Raw genomic sequence first — 12,854 nt, 5'->3', positions numbered from 1 at the left:
AAAGTTGGACCGTGCGGCCGGATCTTGTGATTCAGCCGAAAGCGGGGTTGCCGTCGGCGCGGAAGCGGCTGCCGAGGCGGTAGCGGTTGCCCGGATGCAGGCAGCGCACGAAAGTCACCGGCACGCCGTTGGTCCAGGTGCGGCGCGTCAGCATCAGGCAAGGTTGCGTGGCCGGCATTTCCAGTTGCGCGGCCTGCTCCGGCGTGGCGGCAATGGCATCGACCACGTGCTCTACCTGATCGTAGGGCACATGGCGCAGCAGGTATTCGCCGGGCTGGGTCTCGCTGAAATCCTGGCCGATGAAGTCCGGCGCCACGCGCGGGTTGACATAGCGGTCCTCCAGCTGCACCGGCACGCCGTCCTCGCGATGCACGCAGACCGAGTGGTACACCGATTCGCCGGTGCGCAGCTCCAGCGCGGCGGCCACCTCGATCGAGGCCGAGACGCGCTCAACCAGGATCACGTCGCAGGCATAGTCATGGCCGCGCATGCGGATCTCGTCCTGCAGGTTGACCACGGACAGCAGCGTCGACTGCGGCTTGTGCTCCGCCACGAAGGTGCCCACGCCGGCCACCCGCACCACCCGGCCCTGCTCCTGCAGCTCGCGCAGCGCCCGGTTGACGGTCATGCGCGAGACGCTGAAGCGGTTCACCAGCTCCTGCTCCGACGGCACCCGGTCGCCCGGCTGCCACGCGCCGCTCTGGATCTGGCGGGCGATGTACTCCTTCACCTGCTGGTAGAGCGCGGTGGGAGAGGCAGAAGCGGAAGAAGCGGTGCCGGCGGCGTGGTTCATGGCGTTGGTTGGATGCCTAGTGCTCGGCCGAGGCCATGGCCTCGGCGCGGATCTCCTCGGTCAGCCGCGCCTTGAGCGCGGAGAACTCCGGAGTGGTCTTGACGGTGTAATGGCGCGGATGCGGGAAATCCACCGCGATCTCGCTTTTGATCCGACCCGGCCTGGCAGAAAACACCGCCACCCGGTTGGCCATGAAAATGGCCTCGTCGATATCATGGGTCACGAATAATACCGTCTTGCGCGACGCCTCCCATATTCCCAGCAGCAACTCCTGCATCAGCACCCGGGTCTGGTTGTCGAGCGCGCCGAACGGTTCGTCGAGCAGCAGGATCTTGGGATCGTTGGCCAGCGCGCGCGCAATCGCGGTGCGCTGCTGCATGCCGCCCGACAGCTGCTTGGGGAAATGGTGCTCGAAGCCGCGCAGTCCCACGCGCTGGATAAAGAAGTCGCTGCGCTCCTTCTGCTCGGCCGCGCTCATGCCGCGCTCGCGCAAGCCGAAGCGCACGTTCTGCTCGATCGTCAGCCACGGGAACAGTGTGTACGACTGGAATACCATGCCGCGGTCCGCGCCGGGGGCGGACACCGGCTGGCCGTCGAGCAGCACGCGGCCGCTGGAGGGTGTATCCAGCCCCGCGACGATGCGCAGCAGCGTGGACTTGCCGCAGCCCGAAGGCCCGAGGATGGTGACGAAGTCATTGTCGCGGACCTCGAAGTCGACCGGCTGCAGCGCCAGGGTCTGGCCGCCGCGCGGGTTGGAGAAGGTGCGCGAGACCTGCTGGATGGACAGTGCGCTCATTGGATCGAACTCCACGGGAACAGGCGCTGGTTGGCGCGCTTGAAGACAAGGTCCGAGACCAGGCCGATGCAGCCGATCACGATGATGCCGAAGATGATCTGCCCGGTATTGAGCAGCGCCTGGCTGTCGGTGATCATGTGCCCGATGCCCGACGACGAGCCGATCAGCTCGGCCACGATCACGTAGGTCCAGGCCCAGCCCAGCACCAGCCGCAGGATCTCGGCGATCTCGGGCGCGGCGCCGGGGATCAGCACGCGCCGCACGATGCCGGCGCTGTTGGCGCCCAGCGTGTAGGCCGCCTCCACCAGGTCCTTGCGCGCGCCGCCGACGGCGACCGCCACCATCAGCACGATCTGGAAGAACGAGCCGATGAAGATCACCAGCAGCTTCTGGGTCTCGCCGATGCCGGCCCACAGGATCAGCAGCGGGATAAAGGCCGACGCGGGCAGGTAGCGGCAGAACGACACGAAGGGCTCGAAGAACGCCTCGGCCGCCTTGTACGCGCCCATGAAGATGCCCAGCGGCACCGCCAGCACCGCGGCCAGCACGAAGCCGCCGACCACGCGCCACACGGTCATGCCGATGTCGCCGATGAAGTTGTGCTCGGTGAACAGGATGAAGCCCTCTTTGGCCATCGTCATCGGGTCGGCCAGGAACGTGCGCGGCACGAAGCCGCCCAGCGTTACCACGGCCCAGATGCCGAAGAACAGCACGAAGAAGGACAGGCCCAGCATCCAGCGCGTGTTGGGCGCCACCGGCACCAGCGGGGCCAGCCACGGGTGGCGCCGGCGCACCGGCGCCGCCGCTGCGGCAGGGACCGCCGCGGCAGCGGCCGGGGCGGGTGTTCCAAGTCTGGCTTGCGTCATGACGTCACGCCTCCTGAAGACTGTCGGTTACTTGAGGAAACGCGCGTCATACAGCGCCGTCACGTCCGGCACCTGGCGGATCACGCCGATTTCCAGCAGCACCGCCGCTGCTTCCTTGCTGAAGCTGGCGAGCTCGCCGGCAAAGAACTTGCGGTTGGCCTCGCGGTCCTGCCAGCGCAGGTAGGCGGAGGACTTGGCGAACTGCTCGCCGGTCTGCTTGACCGCAGCGCCCATGATGTCGTTGGCCTTGGCCGGCTCCTTCTGGATCATCTCCAGGGCCTCGAAGTAGCTGTCGACCAGCGCCTGCGCGGCCTTGGGATTCTCTTTAAGCCACTTCGGCGCGCAGCCCAGCGTGTCGGTCACCATCGGGTAGTCGAGCGTGGTCGCCAGGATCTTGCCCTTGTCCGGGTTCTGGCGCACCGTCGACAGGTACGGCTCATAGGTCATGGCGCCGTCGTTCTGGCCGGCCACGAAGGCCTGCGCGGCCGCCTGCGGCGACAGCGTGGTGGTCTTGACGTCCTTGAGCGTCATGCCGTTCTTCTTCAGCATCCAGGCCAGGCCGAAATACGGCGCGGTGCCCGGCGCATCGACGCCGATGGTCTTGCCCTTCAGGTCGGCAAAGGTCTTGACGTCGCTGCGCACGGCCAGGCCGTCGGCGCCGTAGGACTTGTCGAGCTGCACGATCTGGGTGATGGGCACGCCGTTGGCGTTCCAGGCCACATGCGTTTCCACCGTGGTGGCCGCGCACTGGATCGCGCCCGAGGCCAGCGCCAGGTGGCGGTCCTTCTGCGGGATCATCTTGATGTCGACGTCCACGCCGTGCTTCTTGAAGATGCCGGCCTTGTCGGCCAGCGTCAGCGGCGCGAAACCGGTCCAGCCGCTCATGCCCAGCGTGACCTGGGTGTTCTGCGCCTGGGCCGCACCAGCCCCCAATGCCGCAACCAGCACCGCGGCCTGCACTGCCATCCGACCGCGAATCCTGCTGTGATTCCTCATCTGTACGCTCCTTTGGTGTGTCCGTCGACGGCAGGCCATGCGTGCGGCCGCGCTCGTTTTCGGACATTAAACAGTACCTGTATATACAAGTCAACGTAGGGCTTCCACCAAGCAACCAGGCGGATAAAGACCTTGAAAGGCGCTTTCCAGAGCGGGACTCCTCAACAGGCCTCGCACCACCCCGGTTCACGGATTGCGGTGCCGGCACCAGGCCGGGGCGATGGAAGTGCTGCTGTATAGACAGGAATAAAACGGCGCAAAGGCGCAGCAAACCCCGTGCCAGGCGCACTGGGGCGCGCCGGCAAGGCGGTCAGGTGTCGAAGAAGGAGGTGACGGTGGGGTAACGCAGGCGCAGGCGCAGCTCGCGTTTCAGGCGGCGGTTGTCGAGGCGGCGCGATTCGCTCATGAAGCTCAGCAGCGTCTTGTCGATCACTTCATGCGCCTGCCCGCGCGTGATGCGCGGCGGGCGCGGCAGGCCGCGGCGGTCGGCGACCAGGTCGAAGTAGTCGGCCATGCGCAGCTCGGTGTCGTCGCTGGCATGGACCACGCGCTGCGCGCGGCCGCGGAACAGCGCCGCGACCATGGTGCGCGCCAGGTCGTCGGCATGGATATGGCTGGTGTAGACATCGTCCTGCGGCACCAGCGCGGGCGTGCCGCGGTGCAGGCGCGCCAGCGGCAGGCGGTCTTTGGCATAAATGCCGGGGATGCGCACGATGCTGGCACGCCAGCCGGCATCGCGGCCGAAGCCGCGCACTGCCTGCTCGGCGGCCACGCGGCGGCGCGCGCGGGCGGTCTGGGGCCGCACGGCGTGGAACTCCGAGACCCGGGCGCCCTGCCGGTCGCCGTACACGCCCGACGTGCTGGCGTAGACAAACGCAGCGCGGGGCCTGCCCCGGTCGGGTAGAATGGCGGGCTCGCCGGGAAGCATGCCGGCCGACGTCCTGGCCTTGCGCCAGGCCGCCCGGCGCAAGGCGGCGAGCAAGGCACGCGTGCGCGGATCGCCTTCGCCCTGCCCGGGCGGCGGCGCCAGGTCCAGCACCTGCGTGGCCAGCCCGTGCAGCCGTGCCAGCGTGGCCGGCCGGTCCAGGTCCGCCACCAGCGGCACCGCGCCGGCGGCGCGCAGTTCAGCGCGGCGCGCCGGCTGTGAAGTCACGGCAAAGACACGCATGCGCGACGACAGGATTCGCAGGCAGCGCGTCCCCACATCCCCGCAGCCGACGATCAACAGGCGCGGGCGGCCCAGCCGGCGCGAAGGCGCCGGCAGCCGCGGGACTTGTGGGAGGCGCGAGGGCTGCAGCTTCGACAGAATTTGGCTCATAGACCGATTATGGCTTATCAAGTAACCGTCATGCCCAGCGGCCACAAGTTTGAAGTGGCAGCGGACGAAACCATCCTCGGCGCGGCCCTGCGCCACAGCATCGGGCTGCCCTACGGCTGCAAGAACGGCGCCTGCGGCTCGTGCAAGGGCCGCGTGCTCGAAGGCACCATCGTGCAGGGCGACCACGCCCCGGCGGCACTGACCGCGCAGGAGAAGACCGAGGGCCGCGCCCTGTTCTGCTGCGCCAACGCCGCCTCGGACGTCACCATCGAGTGCCGCGAAGTCCACGGCGCGGGCGACATCCCGATCAAGAAGGTGCCGTGCCGCGTGACCGCGATCGAGCGCCTGGCCGACGACGTGATCGCCATCAAGCTGCAGCTGCCGGCGACCGAGCGCATGCAGTACCTGGCCGGCCAGTACGTGGAATTCCTGCTGCGCGACGGCAAGCGCCGCAGCTATTCGATCGCCACGCCGCCGCATGCAGACGGCCCGATCGAACTGCATATCCGCCATATGCCCGGCGGCGCCTTCACCGACTATGTCTTCGGCGCCAGGGAAGGCCAGCCGGCCATGAAGGAGCGCGACATCCTGCGCTTCGAGGGCCCGCTGGGCAGCTTCTTCCTGCGCGAGGAGTCCGAGGCCCCGATCATCCTGCTGGCTTCCGGCACCGGCTTCGCGCCGATCAAGGCCATCGTCGAGCACGCCGCCTACACCGGCATCCAGCGCCCGATGACCCTGTACTGGGGCGGCCGCCGGCCCAAGGACCTGTACATGCACGCGCTGTGCGAGCAGTGGGCGCGCGAGCTGCCCAACTTCCGCTACGTGCCGGTGATCTCCGACGCGCTGCCTGAAGACAACTGGCAGGGCCGCACCGGCTTTGTCCACCAGGCCGTGATCGCCGACCATCCCGACCTGTCGGGCCACGAGGTCTATGCCTGCGGCGCCCCGGTGATGATCAATGCCGCGCGCGGCGACTTCACCCGCCAGTGCAAGCTGCACGAGGACGCGTTCTTCGCCGACTCGTTCACCTCCGAGGCCGACATGCACCCGGCCACTCCCGCGGCCTGAGGCCGCCCGAGAGCCGTTCCCTCAGCGCAACAATGCCCGGGCCAGCCAAAATTCGTTTTGACACCCGGGCGCATGCGCCTTATATTTGCCCGCATGCACATGACCTTCAACCGACGCCGCAGCTTCCGTACGTCGCTCCCCGCTGGGGTGCCGCGCGGCTGACCGTCGACTGCGTCTGTTCATGTCAACGAGCCACGGGCAACCCCCGTGGCTTTTTGTTTTTGTCCCGGTTGTTACGCCCGTCCGTCCATCGTTTAAAGCCGACCCCTGGAGTCCGCCATGGCATTTGCTGAGTATCCCGTCCAATCCCTGATGTACATCACCAACCGGCCCGAGCTCGTGTTCACCGAGGGCAAGGGCTCCTGGCTGACGGATCACAACGGCAAGCGATACCTGGACTTCGTGCAGGGCTGGGCAGTGAACTGCCTGGGCCATTCCAACCAGGGCATGATCGACGCGCTGGTGGCCCAGTCGCACCGGCTGATCAACCCGAGCCCGGCCTTCTACAACGAGCCGATGCTCAAGCTGGCCCGGCAGCTGACCGACCACAGCTGCTTCGACAAGGTCTTCTTCGCCAACAGCGGCGCCGAGGCCAACGAAGGCGCGATCAAGCTGGCGCGCAAATGGGGCCGCAAGCACAAGGACGGCGCCTTCGAGATCATCACCATGGACCACAGCTTCCATGGCCGCACGCTCGCCACCATGAGCGCGTCGGGCAAGGCCGGCTGGGACACCATCTTCGCGCCGCAGGTGCCGGGCTTCCCGCGCGCCGATCTCAACGACCTGGCCTCGGTGGAGAAGCTGATCACCGACAAGACCGTCGGCATCATGCTGGAACCGGTGCAGGGCGAAGGCGGCGTGATCCCCGCCACGCGCGAGTTCATGCAGGGCCTGCGCGCGCTGGCCGACAAGCACAGGCTGCTGCTGATCGTCGATGAAGTGCAGACCGGCTGCGGCCGCTGCGGCACCCTGTTCGCCTACGAGCTGGCGGGCGTGGAGCCGGACATCATGACGCTGGGCAAGGGCATCGGCGGCGGCGTGCCGCTGTCGGCGCTGCTGTGCAAGGCCGAGGTCGCCAGCTTCGAGGCCGGCGACCAGGGTGGCACCTACAACGGCAACCCGCTGATGACCGCGGTGGGCAGCGCCGTGATCGAGCAGCTGACCGCGCCGGGCTTCCTCGACGACGTCAAGGCCAAGGGCGAATACCTGAGGGAACAGCTGCTGTCGCTGTCCGCCGAGTTCGGCCTGGCCGGCGAACGCGGCAACGGTCTGCTGCGCGCGCTGATGCTGGGCAAGGACATCGGCCCGCAACTGGTGGAAGAAGCCCGCGACATGGCACCGCAAGGCCTGCTGCTGAACGCGCCGCGCGCCAATTTGCTGCGCTTCATGCCGGCGCTGAACGTGACGCGCGAAGAGATCGACCAGATGATCGGCATGCTGCGCACGCTGCTGAAGAAGCTGGCCTGAGCCTGCTCATTCGCCAGACGGAAAAAAAGCCTCGCTCGCGCGAGGCTTTTTTCTTTGTGGTGCCGCAAAGGAGTGAGGGAGAGAGCCAGCGCCGCAGAACCCGCGCACGCCAGCCTGAGCAGGCGTTGCGCGGGGCCCCGCAGCAAGGGGAAAGGCCTTGCGCCTGCGTGCGCCTGCCCTCTCCCTCACCCCTCTTGCGGCGGGGTGGGAGGCGGCAGCGCGCGCCTTACTCGCCCAGGTAGGCGGCCCGCACCTTGGGATCGTCGAGCATCTGCTTGGCGTCCCCGCTCATGGTGATCAGGCCCGACTCCATCACATAGCCGCGGTGGGCAGCCTGCAGCGCCAGACGCGCGTTCTGCTCCACCAGCAGCACGGTCACGCCCTGGCCCGAGATGTCGCGCACGACCTCGAAGATCTTCTCGACCATGATCGGCGACAGGCCCATCGATGGCTCGTCCAGCAGCAGCACCTTGGGCTGGCTCATCAGCGCGCGCGCCATTGCCAGCATCTGCTGCTCGCCACCGGACATGGTGCCCGCCAGCTGGTTGGCGCGTTCCTTCAGGCGCGGGAAGATGCCGAACATGCGCTCGACGTCGGCCTTGATGCCGGCGTCGTCGTTGCGCGTGTAGGCGCCCATCTGCAGGTTCTCGGTGATGGTCATGCGCGCGAACACGCCGCGGCCTTCCGGCACCATCGCCAGGCCCTGCTTAAGCAGCGCGTAGCTGGGCACGCCCTTGATCGACTTGCCCATGTATTCCACGTCGCCGCTGGCCCAGCCCTGCAGGCCGGTGATGGCCTTCATGGTGGTGGTCTTGCCGGCGCCGTTGGCGCCGATCAGCGTCACCAGCTCGCCGTCCCGGATTTCCAGGTCGATGCCCTTGACGGCCTGGATGCCGCCGTACGCGACCTTGAGGCCGGAGATCTTCAGTACTGTCTGTGTCATTGCTTGTCCTCCGGCCATCAGTGTGCCGATGCGCCGAGGTAGGCCTCGATCACCGCGGGGTTGTTCTGCACTTCGTGCGGCAGGCCCTGGGCAATCACCTTGCCGTAGTCCAGCACCGTCATGCGGTTGCACAGGCCCATCACCAGCTTCACGTCGTGCTCGATCAGCAGGATGGTCTTGCCATCGTTGCGGATCTTGTCGAGCAGTCCGCGCAGCTCCACCTTCTCGGTCGCATTCATGCCCGCGGCCGGTTCGTCCAGCGCCAGCAGCTTGGGCTCGGTCGCCAGCGCCCGCGCGATCTCGAGCCGGCGCTGGTGGCCGTAGGAGAGGTTGCGCGCGGTGAAGTTGGCGTACTTGCCGATGCCGACATAGTCGAGCAGGTCGTGCGCCATGTCCTCGATGCCCTCTTCCTCGCGGCGCACCGCGGGCGGGCGGAAGATCGCCCCGAACACGCCGGCCTTGGAGCGCACGTGGCGCCCCACCATCACGTTCTCGAGCGCGGTCATCTCGCCGAACAGGCGGATGTTCTGGAACGTGCGCGCGATGCCGGCCTTGGCCACCTCATGCACGGCGGTCGGCTGGTAGGGCTTGCCGCCCAGCACGAACTCGCCTGAATCCGGCGTGTACAGGCCGGTGATCACGTTGAAGAAGGTGGTCTTGCCGGCGCCGTTGGGGCCGATCAGCCCGTAGATCTCGCCCGGCTTGATCTGCAGGCCCACCTCGGACAGTGCCTGCAGGCCGCCGAAACGCTTGTTGACCCCCTGTACCGACAGGAGGAAATCGTTGTTGCTCATGTTGTCCTCCTGGTCAGAAACGGCCCACGCTGCCCGCACGGCGCACCACCGGGCGGTCTTCCTTGCGCGGCGACGGCCAGATGCCTGCCGGGCGATACAGCATGACGCCGACCAGGGCCAGGCCGAACAGCAGCTGGCGCAGCACTTCGGCATCGACGATGACATGGCCGAACAAGCCGGTCTGCATCGGCTCCGCCACCACGCGCAGCAACTCCTGGAAGCCCACCAGCAGGACGCCGCCCAGGATCACGCCCGGGATATGGCCCATGCCGCCGAGCACCACGATGGCCAGCACGTAGATCGATTCCCACAGCGTGAACGATTCCGGCGACACGAAGCCCTGGAATGCGCCGAACACCGCGCCCGAGGCGCCGCCGAACGAAGCGCCCATGGCGAAGGCCAGCAGCTTGATGTTGCGGGTGTTGATGCCCATTGCCTTGGCGGCGATCTCGTCTTCGCGGATGGCCACGAAAGCGCGGCCGATACGCGAGGTCTGCAGCCGCAGGCTCACGAACACGATCACGATGACCAGGAACACCAGCAGGTAGTAGTACATGAACACCGGCGTGAACTTGAGTCCGAAGATCTCGTGCGACTTCGAGAAGTCGAAGCCGAAGATATGGACCGGGTCCACCGCGGTGATGCCCTTGGGCCCGTTGGTGATGTTGACCGGGCGGTCAAGGTTGTTCATGAAGATGCGGACGATCTCGCCGAAGCCCAGCGTCACGATGGCGAGGTAGTCGCCGCGCAGCTTCAGCGTTGGCGCCCCGAGCAGCACGCCGAAAGTGGCGGCTACCAGGATCGCGATCGGCAACACGAACCACATCGACAGGTGGATGCCGGTGGGGAACAGTTGCTGGATCCACTCGAACTGGTTCGCCAGGTGGGGCGAGCCCAGCAGCGCCATCAGGTAGGCGCCGACCGCGTAGAACGCGATATAGCCCAGGTCAAGCAGGCCGGCAAAGCCCACCACGATGTTCAGGCCCAGCGCCAGCATGATGTACAGCAGCGCGAAGTCCAGCACGCGGACCCAGTAGTTGCCGCCCAGGGTCTGGACGAAGAACGGTGCGCACAGGGCGATCACCAGGAAGCCAATCAGTGCGGCCAGGGTCTTGGCCGGCACCTTGGTGGGCGCCGCGACGGCTGCCGTGGATGGAATCGGAGTATTCATGGATTCGCTCTCCTCAGGCGCGATCCGCCACGCGTTCGCCCATGATGCCGGACGGACGGAAGACGAGCACGGTGATCAGCACGATAAAGGCAAAGACGTCCTGGTAGTTCGAACCGAAGACGCCGTTGGTCAGGTCGCCGATATAGCCGGCGCCGAGCGCTTCGATCAGGCCCAGCAGCATGCCGCCGACCATGGCGCCAGCCAGGTTGCCGATGCCGCCCAGCACTGCGGCGGTAAACGCCTTCAGGCCGGGGATGAAGCCCATGTAGAAGTGGGCATTGCCGTAGTTGGTGGCCATCATCACGCCGGCCAGCGCGGCCAGCGTGGCGCCGATCATGAAGGTGGCGGAAATGACGAAATTGGGGTTCACGCCCATCAGGCCGGCCACCTTCTGGTTCTCGGCGGTGGCGCGCATGGCGCGGCCGAGCTTGGTGCGGTTGACCAGGGCCAGCAGGCCGGACATCACCATCACGGCCATGCCGATGATGACCATTTCCTTGCCGGTGATGGTGGCGCCGGTCGTGCCGATGTCGATCGGCTCAGACGGCAGCAGCTGCGGGAAGGTCAGCGGGTTGCGCGACCAGATCAGCATGCCCATCGTCTGCAGGATGATGGAGACGCCGATGGCGGTGATCAGCGGGGCCAGCCGTGGCGCATTGCGCAAGGGCCGGTAGGCGATCCGCTCGATCGAATAGGACAGGATCGCGCAGACCGGCATCGCGACCAGCGTGGCGATCACCAGCGTCAGCCATTCAGGCAGGCCGGGGGCGAACTTCTGCAATCCGAGGATGGCTGACAGGGCGGTCAGCGCGCCGATCATCAGCACATCGCCGTGGGCGAAGTTGATGATGCCGAGAATACCGTAGACCATGGTGTAGCCCAGTGCGATCAGCGCATAGATGCTGCCGAGCACCAGACCGTTCACGATCTGCTGGATAAAGATATCCATGAAAACTCCTGCTTCAGTCCCGGACCTTGCGGCATGGTGTGGATGCCGGGGGGGGGACCATGGTGTGTAATGGGTAACGTTGCGGTGGTTGGTTTGCTGGTAAGCGACCTGCCCTGCTCCATCCATGGTAAGGATGCTTCTACATTAGGCGAGGCTAAAAAGAACGGCACCGCAAAATACTCACGGTGCCGTTCGGATGGGCCGGTAAGCCCAGATTACATCTTCACGACGTCGAGGACGGACTTCTTCTTGTCCTTGTACTCGTACAGCGTGATGGTGCCTTCCTTCATGTCGCCCTTCTCGTCGAAGGCGATATTGCCGATCACGCCCTTGTAATTGGTCTTGGGCATTTCGGCCAGGATGGCAGCCGGCTCGGTCGAGTTGGCGCGCTTCATGGAGTCGACCACGACCATCACGGCGTCATACGTGAACGGTGCGTAGATCTGCACCGGGGCGTTGAAGCGAGCCTGGTAGCGCTTGTTGAACTCGGCGCCGGTCTCCATCTTCGACAGGGCCAGGCCTGCTTCCGAGCAGATGATGTTCGACACGGCATCGCCGGCCAGTTCAGCCACCTTGTCGGTACAGACGCCGTCGCCGCCGACGATCTTGGCGCCGATGCCAAGTTCCTTGGCCTGCTTGGCGAACGGGCCGCCGGTGGCGTCCATGCCGCCGTACATGATGACGTCAGGCTTCTTGCCCTTGATCTTGGTCAGAATGGCCTTGAAGTCGGTGGCCTTGTCGTTGGTGGCTTCACGCGCCACCACGTTCACGCCGGCCGCCTTCGCGGTCTTCTCGAACTCGTCGGCCAGGCCCTTGCCGTAGGCGGTGGCATCGTCGACGATGGCCACGCTCTTGGCATGCAGGGTCTTGGCGGCGTAGTTGGCCAGTGCCGGGCCTTGCTGGGCATCGGTGGCGACCACGCGGTAGGTGGTCTTGAAGCCCTGCTTGGTGTAGTCCGGGTTGGTCGACGACGGCGAGATCTGCACGATGCCGGCGTCGCTGTAGATCTTCGAGGCCGGGATCGACACGCCCGAGTTCAGGTGGCCGACCACTGCCACGACCTTGGCGTCGACCAGTTTCTGCGCCACGGAGGTGCCGGTCTTGGGGTCAGCGGCATCGTCTTCGCCGATCAGTTCCAGCTTGATCTTCTTGCCACCGATCTCCAGGCCGGTCTTGTTGACTTCTTCCACGGCCAGGCGGGCGCCGTTTTCGTTGTCCTTGCCAAGGTGCGCGATGCCGCCGGTCAGCGGGGCCGCGTGGCCGATCTTGACGACGACTTCACCGCCGCCCGCTGCAGGAGCGGCTGCCGCCGGCGCTGAAGGCGCCGCATCAGCCGGCTTCTCTTCCTTCTTGCCGCAAGCTGCTACCAGCGCCACTGCGGCCGCAATCGGCAGAATCTTGGCAAACGTGATTTGCATGAGTGATCTCCTAGGATTCACGAAGACAGGGATTTTCAACGCCTCCCGGACGTTTCCCTGGACCGCCTTTGTTTAGTTTCAATTTGAAACGCGCGCATTGTATCCCCTTTCTTAGTCGATGCAATACGCGACGCAACATCCTTAACCATTTACCGGTCAAATGAGCTAGGGAATTTCCCCAATGCACAGATTGCGGCAATTCCCGCTCACATGACGCGGCCGCCTCACCTACTTACAAGAATCGTGCCTGCGCCGCCCGATGGGGCGGATAAGCA

General features: G+C 66.0%; 12 protein-coding genes. 2 read left to right on the top strand and 10 right to left on the bottom strand.

The annotated features are described in order from the left end of the window. Nucleotides 1-31: 31 nt before the first annotated feature. The 5 genes from hutC to AC3WVS_RS17450 form a co-directional block, all read right to left on the bottom strand. Complete coding sequence (gene hutC / locus AC3WVS_RS17470; RefSeq protein WP_492319673.1) at nucleotides 32-793, bottom strand: histidine utilization transcriptional repressor HutC; 762 nt, start codon at nucleotides 791-793, stop codon at nucleotides 32-34. Nucleotides 794-809: 16 nt separating this feature from the next. After that, nucleotides 810-1,589, bottom strand: a complete 780-nt coding sequence (locus tag AC3WVS_RS17465) for an ABC transporter ATP-binding protein (RefSeq protein WP_010814966.1) — start codon at nucleotides 1,587-1,589, stop codon at nucleotides 810-812. Further along, the gene (locus tag AC3WVS_RS17460) at nucleotides 1,586-2,455 is read right to left on the bottom strand and encodes an ABC transporter permease (RefSeq protein ID WP_010814967.1); all 870 of its coding nucleotides are present in this window, start codon (nucleotides 2,453-2,455) and stop codon (nucleotides 1,586-1,588) included. The genes AC3WVS_RS17465 and AC3WVS_RS17460 overlap by 4 nt, the downstream gene beginning before the upstream one ends. Before the next feature lie 27 nt (nucleotides 2,456-2,482). Then, a complete protein-coding gene (locus AC3WVS_RS17455; RefSeq protein WP_492319672.1) occupies nucleotides 2,483-3,451 on the bottom strand; it encodes an ABC transporter substrate-binding protein in 969 nt (322 codons plus the stop codon). Between the two features lie 310 nt (nucleotides 3,452-3,761). Next, nucleotides 3,762-4,769, bottom strand: a complete 1,008-nt coding sequence (locus AC3WVS_RS17450; RefSeq protein ID WP_492319671.1) for an NAD-dependent epimerase/dehydratase family protein — start codon at nucleotides 4,767-4,769, stop codon at nucleotides 3,762-3,764. A gap of 9 nt (nucleotides 4,770-4,778) precedes the next feature. Between AC3WVS_RS17450 and AC3WVS_RS17445 the strand changes: the two genes are divergently transcribed. Further along, nucleotides 4,779-5,837, top strand: a complete 1,059-nt coding sequence (locus tag AC3WVS_RS17445) for a CDP-6-deoxy-delta-3,4-glucoseen reductase (RefSeq protein ID WP_492319670.1) — start codon at nucleotides 4,779-4,781, stop codon at nucleotides 5,835-5,837. A gap of 279 nt (nucleotides 5,838-6,116) precedes the next feature. Then, nucleotides 6,117-7,304, top strand: coding sequence for an acetylornithine transaminase (locus AC3WVS_RS17440; protein ID WP_492319669.1), 1,188 nt, complete (start codon nucleotides 6,117-6,119; stop codon nucleotides 7,302-7,304). A 226-nt stretch (nucleotides 7,305-7,530) separates the two neighbouring features. Here the strand turns inward: AC3WVS_RS17440 and AC3WVS_RS17435 are convergent, their stop codons facing one another. From AC3WVS_RS17435 to AC3WVS_RS17415, 5 genes are all read right to left on the bottom strand, one after another. Continuing rightward, nucleotides 7,531-8,247, bottom strand: a complete 717-nt coding sequence (locus AC3WVS_RS17435; RefSeq protein WP_492319668.1) for an ABC transporter ATP-binding protein — start codon at nucleotides 8,245-8,247, stop codon at nucleotides 7,531-7,533. Between the two features lie 17 nt (nucleotides 8,248-8,264). Next, a complete protein-coding gene (locus AC3WVS_RS17430) occupies nucleotides 8,265-9,041 on the bottom strand; it encodes an ABC transporter ATP-binding protein (protein WP_492319667.1) in 777 nt (258 codons plus the stop codon). A 13-nt stretch (nucleotides 9,042-9,054) separates the two neighbouring features. Next, on the bottom strand, nucleotides 9,055-10,212 hold the full coding sequence (locus AC3WVS_RS17425) for an ABC transporter permease subunit (protein WP_010814974.1): 1,158 nt from the start codon (nucleotides 10,210-10,212) through the stop codon (nucleotides 9,055-9,057). Nucleotides 10,213-10,225: 13 nt separating this feature from the next. After that, nucleotides 10,226-11,161 (bottom strand): branched-chain amino acid ABC transporter permease, encoded by a 936-nt coding sequence (locus tag AC3WVS_RS17420; protein WP_439668224.1) that lies wholly within the window; start codon nucleotides 11,159-11,161, stop codon nucleotides 10,226-10,228. A 215-nt stretch (nucleotides 11,162-11,376) separates the two neighbouring features. Further along, entirely contained in the window at nucleotides 11,377-12,579 is a 1,203-nt protein-coding gene (locus AC3WVS_RS17415) for a branched-chain amino acid ABC transporter substrate-binding protein (protein WP_492319666.1), read from the bottom strand. Between the last annotated feature and the right edge of the window lie 275 nt (nucleotides 12,580-12,854).

This window comes from Cupriavidus sp. CPT47-8839-RL05A (genome assembly GCF_058792255.1).
Note: the sequence above shows the minus strand (reverse complement) of the source record. Positions and strands in the feature narration are given on the sequence as shown.